The organism is Epilithonimonas bovis DSM 19482, from assembly GCF_900108115.1.
Taxonomy (GTDB): Bacteria; Bacteroidota; Bacteroidia; order Flavobacteriales; family Weeksellaceae; genus Epilithonimonas; species Epilithonimonas bovis.
The window spans coordinates 64,454-83,185 of the sequence record NZ_FTPU01000009.1; the positions used below are offsets into that span (position 1 = coordinate 64,454).

Sequence of the window (18,732 nt, forward strand, 5' to 3'; positions counted from 1 at the left end):
TAATTATAGATTTTCCACAAAATCGTACGTTACGTGTTCCGCTTGATAATTCACGGCGACACGCAAAGCCCGTAATCCATTAATGCCCTGCAAATCTTCTACTTCCAGCTCTTCGACCTGAGGTTCCAGGATATGCTGGTTTTGTAGAAGTTTGATCAGTTTCAGGTATTCATTACGTTCCTTTTCCTGAGAATAGATGATACTGATTTTTCCCGGCTGGGTAACACGTTCCTGAGAGTTTTTCACGATTGATTTATCAATACGTTTTTTGATCATTTCGTAGCGTGCATTGTAGCTTCCGTCCACATCAAAACGTTTCTCGTCCATACGGAATCTGATGCTGATCGGCGTGCTGTAAACCAAAATCAACGAAGAAACATCCATCGGATAAGTCAGTCGTTTTTTGTGTTTTGCGTAATCTATCTCTGTCTCGCACAGTACACGCAACTGCCATAGGCGCAGGTTTTTAAGAAAAACAGGATCATAACTCAAATCCGGATCTATCGACGAGCCAATGTATATATTATGCTCTACGCCATCCGTTTTGAACCGTTCATAATAAAACGGAAATCGGTGCTGTTGTTCTTCCTGACGTTTATCCAGGATATCAGCCAAATGCTTATTGATGGATGACAAACTTTCATCAAATTTTTGGCGGAAATTATATACCAATCCTGTTTGGGGATCCAGCTGCTTATAATATTCGGTTACGCTATAATTGTAATGGGTATTTTGCAGCTTTATCGATTCCAGCAATGGATGGACTTCTGTCAGAATAAAATTTTGGACTATGCTTTCTGTATCGGCTTTCAGACCATTATTTAACAGATGCTGCGTATTAATCAGTTTTTGATTAACAGCATCCAGGTCATTATCAGAACTCAGATTTTTGAAAAGGTCGGAAATCAGCATAAGATTGATTTCCAAATCTTTTTTTATGGCCAGATTTCGGGAAACCGAAGAATTACGGATGTCCGTTTGCCCAAACAGTGGCGTAAGGTTTTGGAAAGTGATATTGCGGTAAGGCAGATCAAATCCTTCTTTATAAAAACCGATATGGCGCTCGGCTTCCTGACGGAATTTCCAGTAAACACTTGGATGGATGGCCGTATATTCCCTTTGGATAATTGCCTGGATTCTTGTCTCGATGCCGTCGTAAAGCCTGTCCATCGTATCTTCCAGATAAGGCATTACGATTTCCATTTTGTTAGCATTAATGCTGTTCAGCATTTTTTTTCGGGAAACCAGTTCAATAATCCCAAGAATTTTTTTGTCTTTGATAATAGGCGCAAAAATAGCACTTTGAAACCCCGATTTGTAGAACTGCTTTGCCAATTGGCTTTCCGGAAATTCACGATAGGTTTTCTCGACATCAGAAATGCTGAAAAATTTCCTGGATTCTAGCAGGCTGTTGAAATTTTTTTCACATAACAGCTCATTGCTGAAATCTTTTGGCGTACCTGATAGTATAAAGCTGTCAATCACGCCATTTATAGAATTTCTTACAAACTTATTTTCTTCGATATCAATTGCCGTATAACCTAACTCCAAATCCGGAACCTGAAAAATAGAACGGAAGATCTTGTTAAGTTCCGGTTTTAGGTTTTTATCATCTTCCAGATTTATAAGTTTGGTTTTAAGGTTAGAAACAGCAATTTCTGTTGTTGCATCAAAAAAACTGATGACAGCAAAACCCTTGAGCTCCCAGCTTTTAGGTGGGAATTTTTCTTTCCAAAGCTCATAATCATCAAAATTATCCAACAATTCTGCAATTTCGTCCTTGGCCAGATTTCTATAATTATCTAGCGGGTTGACCTCTATAAAATCGACATTATTAAGAAAACGGTAATGGTTGACGACACCTTCTTCATTAGGAATATCAAAGATAAACGGCATCGACAGATTGAGTGGCACTTTGTAAAAATCCCTCAAAATAATACAGCAGCTCATTACATAAAACCGATGCGGATCTAAGCCTTTGATAAACATATCAAAATTTTCTCCTGCACTTTTTATGATCTTTTGAAACCGCTCTGTAGGATTAAAAAAGAAATTATAAAAAGGAAAACCAATGGCTTTGATCTCGTTACCTGTAAGCATTGGCGGGAAAAGATCGCGTAAAAGCTCCTTCATCAGCAACTCATTCTTTTCAAAAAAAACAAGGTTACTGACACCATTGATAAGTTCAGGAAATTCTTTAGCTTTATCCAGAATCCGTTGATGCGAAAGCGCATATTCCTGATTTACAGAAGCTTCAACTTCCATTTTCCGGATGAGTTTTTCAAAAGAAAACTTCAGTACAAAAGGGCTTTCGTAAAAGGCTTGGAATTCCATATCAGTAAAAATCAATGCAAATGTAAAAAATTATCGGATTATAAATAAAGTCGGATTATAATTCAAAATACTTTAAATTGTTTGGCGCTATTTTTCGTCTTCCGCTTCCGCTTTATCACTATGAGCTAGTCGAAGAGTCCGCTCAAATCTAGCAACGAAGTCCATCGATTCATATAGAAAAATACAAAATTAAGATAATCCGGGCGCTTCATACTATTGAAATTTTCTAATAAACCCAACCTTATCATAAATTATCACATTTTTAGTTTATCTCCCTAAAACCTTATCTTTGCAAAAATTTCAGAACGTTTTGAAAGACATCCGCACACTTTCCCTGGACCAGCTCAAAGATTACTTTAGCTCGATTGGCGACAAGCCATTCCGTGCCAAGCAGGTTTATGACTGGCTTTGGAGCAAGAATTTGCATTCTTTTGATGAGATGACGAATCTTTCCAAACCGTTGCGTGAGAATCTGACACGTGATTTTTTCATCAATCCAATTGCGGTTGATTTATTACAAAAATCAACGGACGGGACTATAAAAAACGGCGTCAAACTTCACGACGGATTATTGGTAGAATCTGTTCTGATTCCCACTGAATCCCGAAGTACAGCCTGTGTTTCTTCACAGGTAGGCTGCTCTCTCAACTGTGAATTTTGTGCCACTGCCAAGCTCAAAAGAATGCGAAACCTGGAGGTGGCTGAGATTGTTGATCAGGTTGCGCTGATTGACCGCCAAAGCAAAGAATATTTTGACAGGCCGCTCACCAACATCGTGTTTATGGGAATGGGCGAACCGATGATGAACTACAAAAATGTTGTAGAAGCCATCCATAAAATCACAAAGCCAGAAGGTTTGGGAATGTCACCTAGAAGAATTACGGTTTCTACATCCGGGATCCCGAAGATGATAAAAATGCTTGCTGATGAAGAACTGAAAGTAAAATTAGCACTTTCTCTTCATTCCGCAATTGAGCATAAACGCAACGAAATAATGCCTTTTTCTGAAAAGTTCCCTTTGACAGATATTATGGATTCTTTGCAATACTGGTATCAGAAAACCGGCTCCCCTATTACTTTTGAATATTGCGTCTGGAAAGGCATCAATGATGGTGATGAAGACATCAAAGCTCTGATAAAATATTGCAGACAAGTTCCAAGTAAAGTCAATCTGATCCAGTACAATCCAATTGGTGAAGGGAAATTTGATCACAGAAGCATCGCTGCCGAAGAAAAATACGTGCGCGAACTGGAAAAAGCAGGCATTACGATTGTTGTGCGTAAAAGCCGTGGCAGCGATATTGATGCGGCCTGCGGGCAATTGGCGAATAAATCTGCAGAGTAAAATTCTGTATATAAAAAAATACACCGATTAATTTAATAGTAAACCATTTGGTTTATTTTAACCGAATAGTTTACTATATTTGAGTTTAAATTAAATTCAAAATGGGAACAATCAAAGTAAAATACACGAGTAAAAAACAGCTTTCTACGCTGAAGAAAGTTCTTTCCGCATTGGATTTCGAGTTCTCCGAAGAAGAATTTAAAAACCCAAGCCCAAGCGGTGACAAATGGTTTGAAAATCCGAAGAACCTTGAAATGATTGATATAGGTATATCAGATTTAAAATCAGGAAAGAAAACAGTTCTTACTAAGGAACTTCAAAAGGAACTTTTGGGATTATGAGTTTTTTTATTAATTATTTCCGACGAAGCTAAAGAACACTTGAAAAAGCACAGAAAAGCGGGTTCAATAATTTTATTAAAAAAGATCGACAAAATTTTAGACGAATTAAGAGAAACTCCTTTTGATGGAATAGGAAAACCCGAGCCATTAAAATATGGAAGAATCGGTCAATGGTCTCGCAGAATAGATCAAAGGCACAGATTAATCTATGAAGTTTTTGAAGATGAAGTTCTGATAGAAGTCATCTCGGCATTCGGGCATTACGATGATAAATAATCTCAAAATTCTTTTACAATCTTTTAATCATTTAAATTTCCCGCTCAAAAAATCTCTTCCTATTTTTACAATATGAAGACGATTCTTGTAGATATGGATGGCGTTTTAGCCAATACCAACCAACATTTCATCGATTACGAATACCAAAGAAGTGGTGAAAAAATCCTGTGGGACAACATTTCCGGATTATTGGAGGAGGAAGCTTTCCCTAATTTTTTGGAAGATGTCAATACCAAAAACTTCTTCCGCACTGTTCCTGTGATGGAAAATGCATTCCAAGGCCTTGATTACCTTAATAAAAAATACAATGTTCTTATAATTTCATCTGCAACAGAATTCCCGAATAGCCTGACCGAAAAAGCAGAATGGCTGGCTGAGCATTTCCCTTTTATCAGCTGGAAACAAATGATGTTCTGTGGCAGGAAGGATTTTATAAAAGGTGATATTATGATTGATGACCATCCAAAAAACCTGAATATTTTCCCCGGACAAAGAGTCCTGTTTTCTCAGCCCCATAACAGCAATCGGGATGTAGAAAAGGCCACAAGAGTTACAGGCTGGGATGATATCATTAATATCCTTTAAATGACTGCGATGAAAAAACAGATTCTATTTTTTTTATTAATCCTGCTCAACGTTCCGCTTTTTGCACAAAGCGTTAAAAAACTAAATCTCAAAAAATACCATATTGCAGTGCTTAGCGATTCGTTGAGGGAAAGCTCTGGCCTGACCAATTTTGACGGGAAGCTATTCTCCTTCAATGACAGTGGTAATAGCAGCGAAATATTCGAAATAAAACCAGGAAGCCCGCATATTGAAAAAACCTTCCAAACCGGTCTTGCCAACATCGACTGGGAAGCCATTACCAATGATGGCAAAGATTTTTACATAGGGGAATTTGGGAATAATTTGGGAAACCGAAAAGACTTAAAAGTTTATCAGATCCCTTTCAGAAATGATTCTTTGGTTGTTGATTCAATTAAAACCATTCCGTTTTTTTATCCTGAACAAACTGATTTTACGCCCAAAAACATTAACAATAATTTTGATGCTGAGGCGATGATTTTTTTGGATGCCAACATTCATCTTTTCACCAAAGAATGGGTGACAAACACCGTTACTCATTATTTGATTGATAAAAATCTGAAGGAAAATCAACCGGCGCAAAAGCTGGAAAGTTATAATACCGGATTTGTTGTGACAGATTCATCGCTATGGGAAAACAAACTGTATGTGGTGGGGTATACCAAAAAAGCAATGGTTTACCTGATGATTTTTGAAAAAGATGATACTGGCAACCTTTTCTTTAACCAACCCGCTAAAAAATATTTTCTGGGAAGAGCTTATAATATAGGCCAGATTGAAGGCGTTACCGCCACCGAAAAAGGAATCTATATCTCCGGCGAACGTTTCTCTATCAAAATCAAAAAAGTGCCGCAAAGTCTTTATTTTATACCGTTTAAAGATTTAGAATAATTATATTTGTAGGATAATAAATAGATGTAAGACGTGAAATATTAGATGTTAGACACCTGTATTTCTCTCAATTTCATCTATCATTTTGGGGGCGACCGACAGACAACACCTGAACATAGCCCCGATGGAAGCGGCATCCTTTTTTATAAATTGTCATTCTGAGGCTCTCGAAGAACAATTTATAAAAAAGATACAGCGGACAGCGGGTTGGGAAGTTCATTAAAAGTTGAATGTTCTTGCTCCAAAAAACATCAATCTATAAACGCAAAACGTGGCAAATACAGTAGAACTCATCAAAGCACCGATCTCTGACGAAATGAAACTTTTTGAACAGAAGTTTTATGAATCTATGAAAAGTAATGTGCCGCTGCTGGACAAAGTGACACGTTTTATTGTAACCACAAAGGGTAAACAGATGCGCCCAATGTTTGTTTTTCTCTGTGCGAAGCTGGTGGGTAATGTGAACGAAAAAACCTTCCGCGGCGCCAGTATGATTGAGCTGATCCACACGGCAACACTGGTGCACGATGATGTGGTGGATGAGAGTTTTAAACGCAGGAATTTCTTCTCGATTAACGCCCTTTGGAAAAACAAAATCGCTGTATTGGTAGGCGATTACCTGCTATCGAAATCGGTTTTACTTTCTACAGACAACCGTGATTTTGACCTTTTGGCTGTGATTGCGAGAACCATCCGGGAAATGTCTGAAGGTGAACTGCTGCAGTTGGAAAAGGCTCGAAAACTGGACATTACAGAAGATGTCTATTACGAAATTATCCGTCAGAAAACAGCCACGCTAATTGCTGCCTGTTGCGAAGTGGGCGTTTTATCCAATGGTGTAGATGAGGCAACGGCGAAAAAAATGCAGCAATTCGGGACTTATACCGGGATGGCGTTCCAGATTAAAGATGACCTTTTTGATTATCAGACGAGCAACATCATTGGGAAACCGGTCGGGATCGACATCAAGGAACAAAAGATGACTCTGCCGTTGATCTATACGTTGAAAAATGCCAATCCAGAGAATTACAAAAAATATTTTGCCACCATCAAACGATACAACAACGACAGCAAAAAAGTGCGTGAACTGGTCGAATTTGTAAAGTCATCCGGCGGTATGGATTATGCGATAACAGTGATGAAAGACTACCAGCAAAAAGCATTGGATATCCTTGCGGAGTTCCCCGATAACGAAGCCAAAAAAGCAATGAAACTAATGCTGGATTATGTGATTGCGAGAAAATTGTAAATCTTATTTTTCTTCTTCTCGATATTCTAAAATATCTGCAGGCTGACAATCCAGAGCTTTGCAAATCGCTTCTAACGTACTGAAACGAACAGCTTTAGCTTTTCCTGTTTTCAGGATTGAAAGATTAGAAAGCGTTAAATCTACTTTTTCGGACAGCTCATTCAATGACATTTTCCGTTTTGCCATCATCACGTCTAAATTTACAATTATTGGCATAACTTAAATGGTAAGGTCGTTTTCATTTTGTAATTCGATTCCTCTTTTGAAGATCTGTGCTATAACATAGATGATTCCGGCAAGGAAAATGAAACTTCCTGCAGAGTCTAAATGATTTTTGATTGTAGAAACATCGTAACCACTTTTGACCAAACCTTCTATATATTGGTCAATAACTACCCAAACAATCCAAATTTCAAAAGAGACGTAGCTGATTTTTAAAATCAAATCTGAGATAATTTTATTGAATGGATTTTCTAAATTAATTTTCTTCAAAATTTCAGTAGTCAGATAAAATAAATAAGCTTTTGATGCTGAAAAGAAAATAAGAATAGAAATGAGGTAGATAAAATTGGTTTTGGTCTGAAAATGTAAATCTGAGAAATCATAACCAATCACTGCAATTTTTGATTGACTAGTTCCTTCAAACATAAGACCTGTAATACCTGCAATCAGAAAAGTTCCTGTTTGGATACATAGCCCTATAAATGCTATCCAAGCAAGTACATTCAGAATAGAAAGAATTTGTTTTGTTTTCATTCAAAATAATTTTAATCTTACAAATATCAAAAAATATTTATTGATAAACAATAAATATTTCATCTTTAACATTAAAATCAACTATTGCTTTAATTTATATTTTTCGAAAAGTATATAATTTCCGTAATTTTGAAAGATGAACAATTCGCCTCTTGCCGAAATTCTGCGCCCAAAAACGCTTGATGATGTTTTGGGACAGGAACATCTGACCGGAAAAAACGGGACGATCCGCAAAATGCTGGAAAATGACACCATCAATTCCCTTATTTTCTGGGGACCTCCGGGAACGGGTAAAACCACGCTTGCAGAGATTATCTCAGAAAAATCAGGGCGTAAATTTTACAAACTTTCTGCAGTATCATCCGGTGTAAAAGATGTAAGAGACATTATCGAAGAAGCCAAAAAACAGAATCTTTTCTCCGGCAAAAGCCCGATTCTGTTCATTGATGAGATTCATCGTTTCAACAAATCCCAACAGGACTCCTTGCTTCACGCCGTAGAAAAAGGATGGATTGTCCTGATTGGTGCTACTACAGAAAACCCGAGCTTTGAAGTGGTTTCTGCCCTACTTTCCCGTTCGCAGGTTTATATCCTGAAGGCTTTGACTTTTGAAAAACTGGAGGAACTGGCCAACATCGCCACAGCAAAATATAACGAACTCAACAACACCAAATTTTACCTCGAAGAGAAAGAAGCCTTCATCCAATATTCCGGTGGTGACGCGAGAAAGCTGATCAACTCTGTAGAATTGGTTCTTAATCAATACAAATCTGCTGAGAAAAATAAAATCACTAATAAGAATGTGCTTTCTGTTTTGCAGGAGACTATGGCCCTGTATGACAAAAATGGTGAGCAGCATTATGACATTATTTCGGCTTTTATCAAATCAATGCGCGGCTCAGATCCCAACGGTGCCGTTTATTGGCTCGCGAGAATGCTGGCTGGCGGTGAAGACATCAAATTTATTGCCCGGCGGATGCTGATTCTGGCCGCAGAAGACATTGGACTTGCCAACCCCAATGCACTGGTAATGGCTAACAATTGTTTTCAGGCCATTAACATCATCGGTAATCCCGAAGCCAGAATTATCCTGAGCGAAACAGCGGTTTATCTGGCCGTTTCACCAAAAAGTAATTCAACATACAATGCGATTAACCAGGCTCTGGCTTTTGTAAAAAAAACCGGAAACCTGCCCGTGCCGCTCCATCTGAGGAATGCGCCAACCAAACTGATGAAAGATCTGGACTATGGCAAAGATTACCAGTATGCACACTCATACGAAGGTAATTTTGTAGATCTGGAGTTTCTGCCGGATGAGATCAAAGGAACCGCTTTTTACCAGCCCGCCAATAACTCAACCGAGAAAAAAATCAAAGAGCAGCTGAAAGAAAAATGGGGAAAAAAATATGATCTCTAAGCTACCATTATTTCGCAAAATAAATTGTAAAAATCGCATCTGAACCGGGTTTTTCAATTTGGTTTTTAATATATTTGCGAAACACACAATTATATGGATCACTTTGAAAGTTGGAAAGACTTACTTAACCCCGAATTTTATATTCAATTAGGCGGATTTTGGCTGATATTATTTATCATTTTTGCTGAGACAGGCTTATTCATTGGTTTCTTTTTGCCTGGCGACAGTTTGCTGTTTATCTCCGGTATCTATGCCGTGGATATTATCAGCACAACATTCGGTTCTACAGGCTCAGATTTTCTGGATACTACAATTTTGGCGACTGCCGTAGCATTGGCAGCGGTTATTGGGAACGAGATTGGATACTGGTTTGGATACAAAAGCGGGCCTATGCTTTATGAGAAAAAAGATACTTTCCTCTTCAAGAAAAAATACCTGTTCAAAGCGCATGATTTTTTTGAAGACCATGGGACAGTTGCCGTTATATTAGCCCGTTTTCTCCCAATCGTAAGGACTTTTGCACCTATTGTTGCCGGGATCGTGAAGATGGACAAAAAGAAGTTCTTTTTACACAACATCATTGGCGCAGTGGCGTGGTCTTATATTCTCATTTTTGCAGGACATTACCTTGATAAATTATTTATGGACCAGTTTGATATCGATCTTAAGAAAAAACTGGAACTGATTATCATCGTCATTGTTTTGGTAACCACCCTGCCAATCGTCATCAAGTTCTTTTTCACAAAAGATAAAGAAAGACCAACACAAGACTAAATTTGACAATACAATAATAGAAACCGGGATTCATTTTCCGGTTTTTTTTTATTTGGGCAGCTTATCCGTCCTCCATTCCCGCTATCCCAAAAACTCAGCCGCCAATCCCCAGCTGATTTTCGTGATGAGCTCCATTCAGGCCGGGCTGCACAATTCGATGCTGAAAAAACAGCCTGTGGTAGACTATTTGATAACATTTGTAAAAAATTAAAATGAAAGTATTCATCAACAAAAAAATCCCGCAAGTAGGAATCGACATACTGAGAAAAGCACAATTAGACCTGGTATACCCCGAAAACCGAGATTTTTCTAAAGAAGAAATACAGCAGCACCTTCAAACCGCTGAGGCCTTCCTGAATGTAGGCGGAACAAAAATTGACTCAAACTTTTTGGAAAATTACCCGAATATAAAAGCCATCGCGCTCTTCTCCGTGGGTTATAATAATGTGGATATTGCAGAAGCTTCCAAAAGGAAAATCCCTGTGGGCAACACACCGGAGGTTCTCAGCAGAGCAACATCAGACGTCGCTTTCCTCCTGCTGCAAATGGTTTCCCGAAAAGTAAACTATAATATAGAGAAAGTCAAATCCGGCAACTGGAAAGACTTTGATGCGCTGGAAGAACTCGGTCAGGAATTATACGGTAAAACGCTTGGTATTTTTGGATTGGGCAGAATTGGTTTTGAGATGGCAGAAAAGTGTAAAGCTGCTTTTGGGATGAAGATTATTTATCATAACAGACATCAAAACAATGATGCAGAAAAAGAACTCGATGCAGAATATGTGAGTTTTGATCAATTGATTCAAAAATCTGATGTGATCAGCATCCATGCCAATTATACGCCAGACCAGGCCAATCTCTTTGACCAAACTGTTTTTGAAAAGATGAAATCCAATGCCATTTTTGTCAATACTGCAAGAGGCGGTTTTCATAATGAAGATGACCTGTATCAGGCACTCATCACAAACAAAATATGGGGTGCTGGTCTGGATGTTACCAATCCTGAGCCGATGAAAAAAGCAAACCCGTTACTTTTGCTCCCTAATGCCTGTGTGCTGCCTCATATAGGTTCTGCAACAGTAGAGGCACGCGATGGCATGGCCAGATTATCTGCTGAGAATATTGTTGCCTTTGCATCGGGCAAAACAATGCCAAATTGTGTCAATCCGGAAGTTTATAATATTTAGTTGACAGAATCCAATAATGGAACTATATTTGTCTTAATCAATAAAAATTAATCAAACAATATTATTATGATACCAGAAGATAACATTAATGAACAAAACAGGAATCTGAAAGAAATGAACTATAAATCCAGTGAAGATGTTTTTAACCAGGAAAAACCAATTCCTCTGGATGAAAACGGAAATCCTATCTACGACGAAAATGAAACTAACGAATACGATATGGAAATGGATCTGGATGTTCCCGGATCTGATGCCGATAACGACAGCGAAGAAATAGGCTCCGAGGATGAAGAAAACAATTACTGGAGCGAATCTGACCAGGATGACGATCACGAAGAAGAAAACGACGATCTCTTGGAATAAATTTATTGAGGTCGGAACTTAATTTCATATTGGGAAAACAGTTATCCTCGCTGATTTTACAGATTGAGCATATTCAAAGTTAAGGATCTGCATAATCGTAAGAATCTGCGAGAATTGAAAGATTACCGAAGACTTGCTATTTTTAAATTATCAGGTGAGCCTATAAAATCATAAGACTGCTTTTTTGAGTAGTCTTTTTTTTATTCATTTACAAACCAATGGTATCATACCATTAGATTGAACTATTTTCAAGATTATGTGAACTCATTGACAGTATTTTTATCTTTATTCTATCTTATTTCTTTTGGCTAAAACTATTCTGACACAATCATTCATTAGTTTTTATATATTTGATTTATAAATAAAACTATGGAGAAAAAGCTCAAACTTTGGGACGCCGTGATGATTGTGATGGGATCGATGATCGGGAGTGGGATTTTTATCGTGAGTGCAGACATTATGCGGAATCTTGGTTCCGGCTACTGGCTGATCATTGTTTGGCTAATCACCGCGGTGATGACTGTTGCCGCAGCTATCAGTTACGGAGAATTGTCGGCGATGTTCCCAAAGGCGGGCGGGCAATATACTTATATTACAGAAATCTTTGGAAAACCAATGGGATTCCTTTACGGCTGGGGCATGTTCACGGTCATACAAACCGGTACCATTGCGGCTGTTGCGGTTGCTTTTGGGAAGTTTACCGCTTACTTAGTTCCCGCACTTAATGATGCGGCACCCATTTTCCAAAGTGGTGAGTTTAAAATTACCTGGATCCAAATCCTGGCAATATTTGTAATTCTTTTTCTGACGTTTATTAATACAAAAGGCGTTGAAAGTGGGAAAATCCTGCAAAATATTTTCACCTCATCCAAAGTCATTGCATTGCTTGCATTGATTATTCTCGGCTTTGTTTTGATAAAACAATCTAACTGGAGCTCCAACATGAGTTTTGGTTTTGATGCCTTCAATAATCTGGCAAAGGACGACAAAGGTAATTTTCTAAAACTTGGCTGGCAGCAGATTACCGGGACAACGATCTTGAGCGGCATTGCAGCGGCGATGGTAGGTTCTGTATTCAGTTCGGTGGCATGGGAAAATGTGACTTTTATTTCTGGTGAGATCGAGAATCCGAAAAAGAACGTGGTAAAAGCAATGATCCTGGGAACTTCTGCCGTAATGTTGCTGTACCTACTTGTTAATTTTGTTTACCTGAATGCATTGGACAGAGACTCGATCGCATTTGCGGCGAATGACAGAGTGGCAGTTGCCGCGGCAGAAAAAATGTTTGGTAATGCCGGAACGGTGATTATTGCCATCCTCGTAATGATCTCAACATTTGGCTGTGTAAACGGCATTGTTTTGGCCGGAGCCAGAGTTTTCCAAACCATGGCCAAAGACGGCCTATTCTTAAAACCAGCCATCGAAAACAATAAAAATGGTGTCCCTGAAAAATCACTTTGGATGCAGGGCATTTGGGCGAGTTTGCTTTGTTTAAGCGGCCAATACGGCGACCTGTTGGATATGATCTCTTTTGTAATCGTTCTGTTTTATATGATTACGGTTTTTGGTGTGATCTATCTGAGAATCAAAAAGCCTGATCTGGAAAGAGGATACAAAACTTTTCTTTATCCCTTCACGCCGATTCTTTATCTTTTGATCGGAACGGGATTTTGCATCCTTCTATTCATTTATAAGCCTCAATATACCTGGCCGGGATTAGGATTGATTTTACTCGGTTTGCCGGTTTATTTTCTGATTAACAGAAGAAACAGAGAGAAATTATAAGTTAAGTTTATACGCCTGAATTATTGTAAAAGGAAGTTTAAGTTTTTTACAATTGTTTTGATTTTGAAGATGCTAATTATTACTTTGACAACCATATCAATATCATTAATTTTGATTTGATATGGCAGGTCGCCAGATCAGTTATGATTCGCTATTTTTATCTTTATCGATAACCTTTCTCAGCATCAATTTCAACTTTTGAAATGTGAATGAGCTAATCAACAAAATCAATCCAAGCGCAATAAATGCGATGATTCTGGAAATATTATCCATCTTCCAAATATCATAAGCATACAGCTTAATAATCATCAATCCTATCAAGGCAAATCCGCATTTCGTCAATTCCGGCAGAGATCTTCGGATGCCAAAGTATATCATAGAGACACCCAAAACTGCCCATATAATTGGCAGGTAGAAGACAACAAAACGCTCCTGCAGATGCACTATTTCCTGTAGTTTCCCGATAGAATAAACCAAATACAGATGATTGATTTCGCAGCAAATCACAAATATGACAGTGAACATCAACAGCCAAACGTTGTAATCTGCTGTCAGAAATGCTTTGTTTCTGAAAAGCTTCTGAATAAGATAAACCAACGGGATAAGATACAACAGGTATAATCCAAAAAAGCCATTGGAAGCCCTAAAAACCAGTATGGAATCGGTAACTGTTGCAAAGCCTGACAAACCGATAAACAATCCTAAAAGCAAATAACCCAGACCCGAATCCCAATAATCGCCAATCTTAACAAAAGATTGTAAAACCAAAACTGCAGCAGCATAGTAAACGCTGTAAAAAAGCATCAATATGATGATCCTGTTGTTTTCGAGTTCCCGAATATGATAGTATAATTCAAACAAAAATATGAAGTAGAATAATAAAAATGCTGCCAGACTAAGCAACCCAAAAGCTCTCCCGGATCTTGATTCTTTATTTTTATCGAAATAATTGACCACTATCAAATTAGCAATAACGGACAAACCTGTCCAGAAGCTTGTTATAAATACCTTATTAGCTATCAATGGCAAATTGTCGGAATCATAATAATGGCTCCACGTAAAAATCTGTGCAATGATCATCAAACAGAAAATGTATTTGAAAAACCGTTTAAAGATGGATTGCCCTGTTTTTTGCCAAAGAAACATCAGCAAGACGCTCTCTGTTGCCCAAAAACTTGTCATGACATAATTATTGAGATAGACGGCTACCGAAAAAGTCAGAAGACTAATAATCAATCCCGAAAAAACAGAGAAGTTGGTATCGTAATTTTTCGACTTGATTTCTCTTAATAAAAATACCGCATTGATCACCGCAAAAGATATCGGAATAAGAATGACAGGTTCATAGTCAAGCACTTTGAATACATAAACCAATGCTGCAACCACAAAAATATTGATCAAAACCAGCATCAGTATATCGAATTTTTGTAATACTTTCTGCCTGAACATATCTGCCAGCGCAAAGGCATAAAATGTGAAATAAAAAAGATAAAGATAAATTGTACTAATCATTTGCGGTTCAGAAAAAACCCAGCCAGAAAAGTAAAGACTGCTGAGAACGAAACAAACCCAACCAAGGCTTTTCCAGTTTTTCAGGAACGTAATAGCCAACATCCCAAAATTGAGTAAGGTGATATAACCGAAGAGAAATGGATAATTGCTCTCGCCAGTGCTCACCATCAATGGCGCACAAAAACCGCCGATGGTTGCGATGAGAATCAGAACTTCGCTGCTGTAAAAATAGGCCAGAGCGATTGCGAAAAGCGTAATACCAATCAGAACAATAAAAGCGGAAGTTTGAGAAAATAAATGATATTCTCTAAACCCAAGGGTAATACTGAAGTAGAGCATCACGACTGCGCCACCTGTAAGAATGTAGGAATAAATCCTGTAATTTTTGCGCAACAGAAAACCTGTAAAAGCAATAGCCAATCCCGCAAAAATACCTATAGAAACTCGCGCCGTCTCCCCTATCCAGTTTTTATCAATAGCATATTTTACAAAATAACCGACCCCTAAAATGAGGGTTATAATCCCCAGAACTGTGAGGATATTTTCTCTGATGAAATTGGAAAACAGATCTATCCAATTGGTTTTGTTTTCGGATATCATATCCTCGGAACGTTTGTTTTGGAGAATAACCGGGTGAGAATCTAAGTTCGTAGCAGAAGGCTTTTCTTCTTTTGGAACTTCAGCTGTCGGTTGAGCAGTACGATAACCTTTGAGATCATCAATTTGTTTTTTCAGCTCATCAATCCTGTTCTGTAATTGATTGTAGAAGTAAAATCCGATCAGGAGAAGTAAAAGAAATAGAGCAACAGTCATCCGTTTTTTTTATAAAGATAAAAATATCATTACAAAAACCGAACCTAAGACTCCAGCAAAAACTCCTTATAATTCCCCAGGAACTTAACATCAGCGCCTAAGGCCTGCAATTCGTCAACCGAATTGATGTAAAGCAGGTCATCCCATCCGCCAACAACTGTTACAAAGAAAAAATAATGGCCCAGCCCTGTTTTCAGCGTTCGGGATTCTATTTTACTAAGGTTCATTTTGCGCCATGCAAAGACCGATAAAACCTGATGCAGACCACCGGGATGATCCTGCGGAAGCGTAATGAGAAGACCTGTTTTTTCTCCGGAAGTTTTTAGGTTGCTGTCAAAATTCTCCTCTGTATTGAGTGAAACAGAACTATTTGAAATAACAATGAACCGTGTATGATTCTGCTCGAAGTCGTGGATGTTTTCATTGATAATTTTCAACCCGTATAGCTGGGCTGCAAACTTATTGGCCACGGCGGCCATTTTACGATCCGGATTTTCGGAAACCCGTTTTGCGGCAGCTGCTGTAGATGCAAAATCCTGTTTGGGAACTTCGGGATAATGCTGATTCAGGAAATTAAAAGTCTGCGCCAGTGCCTGCGGATGAGAATAGATTTTCTCAATAGCCTCACCATTATCCTGCCCGGGATGTATCATCAGCTGGTGGGCAATCGGCATGATTGCTTCTGCCTCAACCCTGATATCCGGCGTCTGGAATAGGTAATCCAGCGTCATAGAAACCGTACCTTCTATCGAGTTTTCCAAAGGTACAACCGCCTTATCTACTTCGTTATTCTGAACAGCCAAAAAGCAATCTAATATATTGGCTTTGGCAATCAGATTTTCGTTTGGAAATAATTGCGTGGCTGTTAACTGTGTAAAAGAGGCTTCGGGACCCAGGAATGCTATTTTCATTAATAAAATTAAAAAACAAAACTACGTTATATTAATGATTTCCCAAGAATAACAAGGCTGCTTTTTTCGCCATCCAGTTCTGCGATATTTTTGAGATTGCCCCATAATTCGAATCCAAACTTCTCAAACAGAGTAAGGCTTGCAAGATTATGAGCAAAAATAAAAGCCAAAATATTTTCTATTCCCAAAGCGGGACATTTTTCCAAAGACAGTTCCAGAACCTTCTTTCCAAAACCTTTCCCACGGTATTTCTCATCCAGATAAATACTGATTTCCGCTGTTTTCTGGTAAGCCGGGCGTCCATAAAAATCCTGAAAACTCACCCAGCCCACTGTATTTTTATCCGAATCTAAAACGATCCAAAGCGGACGAAAATCGGGATTATGCTGATGAAACCAACCGAGTTTGCTCTCAACCGAGACAGGTTCAAGATCAGCAGTAACCAGTCGTGATGCCACTGTAGAATTATAAATTTCCACAATTATGGGAAGGTCTTCTAAAGTAGCATCACGAAAAGTCATCTTAATTGGGTGATAGTTGTTGGTTTATAGTTGATAGATTTTTTAGTTTGCTGTCAACAATCAACTGCCAACCGACAACTTAGAAAATGCCTGTTCCAGATCAGCAATCAGATCTTCTGCATCTTCTATCCCAACGCTTAATCTCACCAAGTCATCGGTGATCCCAAGAACGGCTCTTTTATCCGCAGGAATAGATGCATGCGTCATCATTGCAGGCAGATTTGCCAAAGATTCTACGCCGCCCAGAGATTCTGCCAACGTAAATACTTTGATATTTTCTAAGAATTTTATTGCATCTTCTTTTTTCCCGGACTTGAATGTGAAAGAAACCATACCGCCAAATTCGGTCATTTGCCTTGTTGCCAAATCATATTGCGGATGAGACGATAATCCCGGATAGAAAATCTTATCCACCAAAGAATGATTCTCCAGATACTTTGCAACCTCAAAACCGTTATCGGAATGTCTTTGCATTCTCAATGCTAAAGTTTTGATACCTCTCAAAACCAAATAAGAATCGTGAGGTCCCAAAATTCCACCACTCGCAAACTGGATAAAATGTAATTTTTCTCCCAGTTCTGCATCTTTTGCAATCAAAGCACCAGCGATCACATCAGAATGCCCGCCGAGATATTTGGTTGCAGAATGCATTACAATATCAGCCCCCAGATCCAATGGTTTCTGGATATAAGGGCTTGCAAAAGTATTATCTACCGCCACCAGAATATCTTTTCCTTTGACGGCATCAGCAACCATTTTGATATCTACCAGTTTCATCAAAGGATTGGTTGGTGTTTCCAGCCAAATCAGTTTTGTTTTATCTGTAATGGTACTTTCCAGTTCTTCCACATTATCAAAACCGATGAATGTAAATTTGAGCTGATATTTCTCAAATAATCTGGTGAACATCCTGTAAGAACCGCCGTAGAGGTCATCCACAGCAATCACTTCATCACCGGGATTCAGCAATTTCAAAACACAATCGATAGCAGCCAGACCGGAACCGAAAGCCAGACCTCTCGCTCCGTTTTCGATACTTGCCAGAGAGTCTTCCAAAGCCTGTCTTGTAGGATTAGCACCTCGCGAATATTCGTAACCGGAGATGAGTTGCCCTGGGCTTTTTTGTGCAAATGTTGATGTTAAAAAAACGGGAACATTTACGGCACCTGTTACCGGCTCGTGGTGTTGCCCGCCGTGTATTACTTTTGTATTGAATTTCATATTATAATAATTTAGCAATATAACAATGTATCAGTTTACCAATGCTTTAAGATTGTTACATTGTTATACTTTTACATTCGTACATTATTTTTTTTACATTTTTATCGCCGATTTCACAGCAAATTCTTCTGCAACCTCACCCATCCATTCTGCTACATCATCTTCGCTGGTGGCACGCTGATAAGTGTGTCCGATAGAAACTAAAATCTGATGAAAAAACCGCTTCATTTCATCTACAGGCATATCTTTTGTCCAAAGGTCGATCCTAAGCGCTTCCATTGCTTTGCTGTCCCAAACAGAGATCATTGCTGCTTTGGTTTCCTGTCTTTTGATACCGCCATCTTCGGCTTTCCAAAATATTTTTTCCGGGACGTGATTATCGTCCAGCTCTACATCTATAACTATTTTTGATTTTTTCATTGATTTTATTTTTAATATTTACATTCTTATT

The 18,732-nt window shown here is 38.5% G+C and carries 19 protein-coding genes; 11 read left to right on the forward strand and 8 right to left on the reverse strand.

Going from position 1 to position 18,732, the window contains the following annotated elements; all coding sequences use genetic code 11:
* Positions 1 to 3: 3 nt before the first annotated feature.
* Positions 4 to 2,334: a hypothetical protein gene (locus B0B05_RS05525; protein ID WP_076782485.1), complete on the reverse strand. Its 2,331-nt coding sequence runs from the start codon at positions 2,332 to 2,334 to the stop codon at positions 4 to 6.
* A 310-nt stretch (positions 2,335 to 2,644) separates the two neighbouring features.
* Between B0B05_RS05525 and rlmN the strand changes: the two genes are divergently transcribed.
* The 6 genes from rlmN (at position 2,645) to B0B05_RS05555 (ending at position 7,021) form a co-directional block, all read left to right on the forward strand.
* Positions 2,645 to 3,679, forward strand: coding sequence for a dual-specificity RNA methyltransferase RlmN (gene rlmN, locus B0B05_RS05530; protein ID WP_076782571.1), 1,035 nt, complete (start codon positions 2,645 to 2,647; stop codon positions 3,677 to 3,679).
* 101 nt (positions 3,680 to 3,780) lie between these two features.
* Positions 3,781 to 4,020, forward strand: a complete 240-nt coding sequence (locus B0B05_RS05535) for a hypothetical protein (RefSeq protein ID WP_076782486.1) — start codon at positions 3,781 to 3,783, stop codon at positions 4,018 to 4,020.
* Between the two features lie 15 nt (positions 4,021 to 4,035).
* Positions 4,036 to 4,296, forward strand: a complete 261-nt coding sequence (locus B0B05_RS05540) for a Txe/YoeB family addiction module toxin (protein WP_262488140.1) — start codon at positions 4,036 to 4,038, stop codon at positions 4,294 to 4,296.
* Between the two features lie 72 nt (positions 4,297 to 4,368).
* Complete coding sequence (locus B0B05_RS05545; protein ID WP_076782488.1) at positions 4,369 to 4,881, forward strand: 5' nucleotidase, NT5C type; 513 nt, start codon at positions 4,369 to 4,371, stop codon at positions 4,879 to 4,881.
* Between the two features lie 9 nt (positions 4,882 to 4,890).
* Positions 4,891 to 5,772 (forward strand): hypothetical protein, encoded by an 882-nt coding sequence (locus tag B0B05_RS05550; RefSeq protein ID WP_076782574.1) that lies wholly within the window; start codon positions 4,891 to 4,893, stop codon positions 5,770 to 5,772.
* A gap of 271 nt (positions 5,773 to 6,043) precedes the next feature.
* The gene (locus B0B05_RS05555) at positions 6,044 to 7,021 is read left to right on the forward strand and encodes a polyprenyl synthetase family protein (RefSeq protein WP_076782489.1); all 978 of its coding nucleotides are present in this window, start codon (positions 6,044 to 6,046) and stop codon (positions 7,019 to 7,021) included.
* A gap of 3 nt (positions 7,022 to 7,024) precedes the next feature.
* On the opposite strand, the gene B0B05_RS05560 is transcribed toward B0B05_RS05555, so the two are convergent.
* Both B0B05_RS05560 and B0B05_RS05565 read right to left on the reverse strand, forming a co-directional pair.
* The gene (locus B0B05_RS05560; RefSeq protein WP_076782490.1) at positions 7,025 to 7,237 is read right to left on the reverse strand and encodes a helix-turn-helix domain-containing protein; all 213 of its coding nucleotides are present in this window, start codon (positions 7,235 to 7,237) and stop codon (positions 7,025 to 7,027) included.
* Between the two features lie 3 nt (positions 7,238 to 7,240).
* On the reverse strand, positions 7,241 to 7,777 hold the full coding sequence (locus B0B05_RS05565; RefSeq protein WP_076782491.1) for a DUF2975 domain-containing protein: 537 nt from the start codon (positions 7,775 to 7,777) through the stop codon (positions 7,241 to 7,243).
* A 136-nt stretch (positions 7,778 to 7,913) separates the two neighbouring features.
* Between B0B05_RS05565 and B0B05_RS05570 the strand changes: the two genes are divergently transcribed.
* The 5 genes from B0B05_RS05570 (at position 7,914) to B0B05_RS05590 (ending at position 13,303) form a co-directional block, all read left to right on the forward strand.
* The gene (locus B0B05_RS05570) at positions 7,914 to 9,194 is read left to right on the forward strand and encodes a replication-associated recombination protein A (protein ID WP_076782492.1); all 1,281 of its coding nucleotides are present in this window, start codon (positions 7,914 to 7,916) and stop codon (positions 9,192 to 9,194) included.
* A 93-nt stretch (positions 9,195 to 9,287) separates the two neighbouring features.
* Entirely contained in the window at positions 9,288 to 9,968 is a 681-nt protein-coding gene (locus tag B0B05_RS05575) for a DedA family protein (RefSeq protein ID WP_076782493.1), read from the forward strand.
* Between the two features lie 212 nt (positions 9,969 to 10,180).
* Positions 10,181 to 11,155, forward strand: a complete 975-nt coding sequence (locus B0B05_RS05580) for a 2-hydroxyacid dehydrogenase (RefSeq protein WP_076782494.1) — start codon at positions 10,181 to 10,183, stop codon at positions 11,153 to 11,155.
* A 66-nt stretch (positions 11,156 to 11,221) separates the two neighbouring features.
* A complete protein-coding gene (locus B0B05_RS05585; RefSeq protein ID WP_076782495.1) occupies positions 11,222 to 11,518 on the forward strand; it encodes a hypothetical protein in 297 nt (98 codons plus the stop codon).
* A gap of 369 nt (positions 11,519 to 11,887) precedes the next feature.
* Positions 11,888 to 13,303 (forward strand): APC family permease, encoded by a 1,416-nt coding sequence (locus B0B05_RS05590; RefSeq protein ID WP_076782496.1) that lies wholly within the window; start codon positions 11,888 to 11,890, stop codon positions 13,301 to 13,303.
* Positions 13,304 to 13,444: 141 nt separating this feature from the next.
* On the opposite strand, the gene B0B05_RS05595 is transcribed toward B0B05_RS05590, so the two are convergent.
* The 5 genes from B0B05_RS05595 to gldC form a co-directional block, all read right to left on the reverse strand.
* Positions 13,445 to 15,628, reverse strand: coding sequence for a DUF2339 domain-containing protein (locus tag B0B05_RS05595; protein ID WP_076782497.1), 2,184 nt, complete (start codon positions 15,626 to 15,628; stop codon positions 13,445 to 13,447).
* Between the two features lie 44 nt (positions 15,629 to 15,672).
* A complete protein-coding gene (gene pheA, locus B0B05_RS05600) occupies positions 15,673 to 16,539 on the reverse strand; it encodes a prephenate dehydratase (RefSeq protein WP_076782498.1) in 867 nt (288 codons plus the stop codon).
* 26 nt (positions 16,540 to 16,565) lie between these two features.
* The gene (locus B0B05_RS05605; protein ID WP_221406969.1) at positions 16,566 to 17,060 is read right to left on the reverse strand and encodes a GNAT family N-acetyltransferase; all 495 of its coding nucleotides are present in this window, start codon (positions 17,058 to 17,060) and stop codon (positions 16,566 to 16,568) included.
* A 60-nt stretch (positions 17,061 to 17,120) separates the two neighbouring features.
* The gene (locus B0B05_RS05610) at positions 17,121 to 18,281 is read right to left on the reverse strand and encodes a cystathionine gamma-synthase (protein WP_076782500.1); all 1,161 of its coding nucleotides are present in this window, start codon (positions 18,279 to 18,281) and stop codon (positions 17,121 to 17,123) included.
* A 93-nt stretch (positions 18,282 to 18,374) separates the two neighbouring features.
* Entirely contained in the window at positions 18,375 to 18,701 is a 327-nt protein-coding gene (gldC, locus tag B0B05_RS05615; RefSeq protein ID WP_076782502.1) for a gliding motility protein GldC, read from the reverse strand.
* Positions 18,702 to 18,732 lie beyond the last annotated feature (31 nt).

Excerpts from the sequence above, each read along its gene's own strand:
- B0B05_RS05560 (WP_076782490.1), bottom strand. The coding sequence starts at position 7,237 with ATGCCAATAATTGTAAATTTAGACGTGATGATGGCAAAACGGAAAATG.
- B0B05_RS05570 (WP_076782492.1), top strand. The coding sequence starts at position 7,914 with ATGAACAATTCGCCTCTTGCCGAAATTCTGCGCCCAAAAACGCTTGAT.
- B0B05_RS05610 (WP_076782500.1), bottom strand. The coding sequence starts at position 18,281 with ATGAAATTCAATACAAAAGTAATACACGGCGGGCAACACCACGAGCCG.
- B0B05_RS05525 (WP_076782485.1), bottom strand. The coding sequence starts at position 2,334 with ATGGAATTCCAAGCCTTTTACGAAAGCCCTTTTGTACTGAAGTTTTCT.
- B0B05_RS05535 (WP_076782486.1), top strand. The coding sequence starts at position 3,781 with ATGGGAACAATCAAAGTAAAATACACGAGTAAAAAACAGCTTTCTACG.
- B0B05_RS05590 (WP_076782496.1), top strand. The coding sequence starts at position 11,888 with ATGGAGAAAAAGCTCAAACTTTGGGACGCCGTGATGATTGTGATGGGA.
- B0B05_RS05550 (WP_076782574.1), top strand. The coding sequence starts at position 4,891 with ATGAAAAAACAGATTCTATTTTTTTTATTAATCCTGCTCAACGTTCCG.
- B0B05_RS05565 (WP_076782491.1), bottom strand. The coding sequence starts at position 7,777 with ATGAAAACAAAACAAATTCTTTCTATTCTGAATGTACTTGCTTGGATA.
- B0B05_RS05580 (WP_076782494.1), top strand. The coding sequence starts at position 10,181 with ATGAAAGTATTCATCAACAAAAAAATCCCGCAAGTAGGAATCGACATA.
- B0B05_RS05575 (WP_076782493.1), top strand. The coding sequence starts at position 9,288 with ATGGATCACTTTGAAAGTTGGAAAGACTTACTTAACCCCGAATTTTAT.
- B0B05_RS05605 (WP_221406969.1), bottom strand. The coding sequence starts at position 17,060 with ATGACTTTTCGTGATGCTACTTTAGAAGACCTTCCCATAATTGTGGAA.
- B0B05_RS05595 (WP_076782497.1), bottom strand. The coding sequence starts at position 15,628 with ATGACTGTTGCTCTATTTCTTTTACTTCTCCTGATCGGATTTTACTTC.
- pheA (WP_076782498.1), bottom strand. The coding sequence starts at position 16,539 with ATGAAAATAGCATTCCTGGGTCCCGAAGCCTCTTTTACACAGTTAACA.
- gldC (WP_076782502.1), bottom strand. The coding sequence starts at position 18,701 with ATGAAAAAATCAAAAATAGTTATAGATGTAGAGCTGGACGATAATCAC.
- B0B05_RS05585 (WP_076782495.1), top strand. The coding sequence starts at position 11,222 with ATGATACCAGAAGATAACATTAATGAACAAAACAGGAATCTGAAAGAA.
- B0B05_RS05545 (WP_076782488.1), top strand. The coding sequence starts at position 4,369 with ATGAAGACGATTCTTGTAGATATGGATGGCGTTTTAGCCAATACCAAC.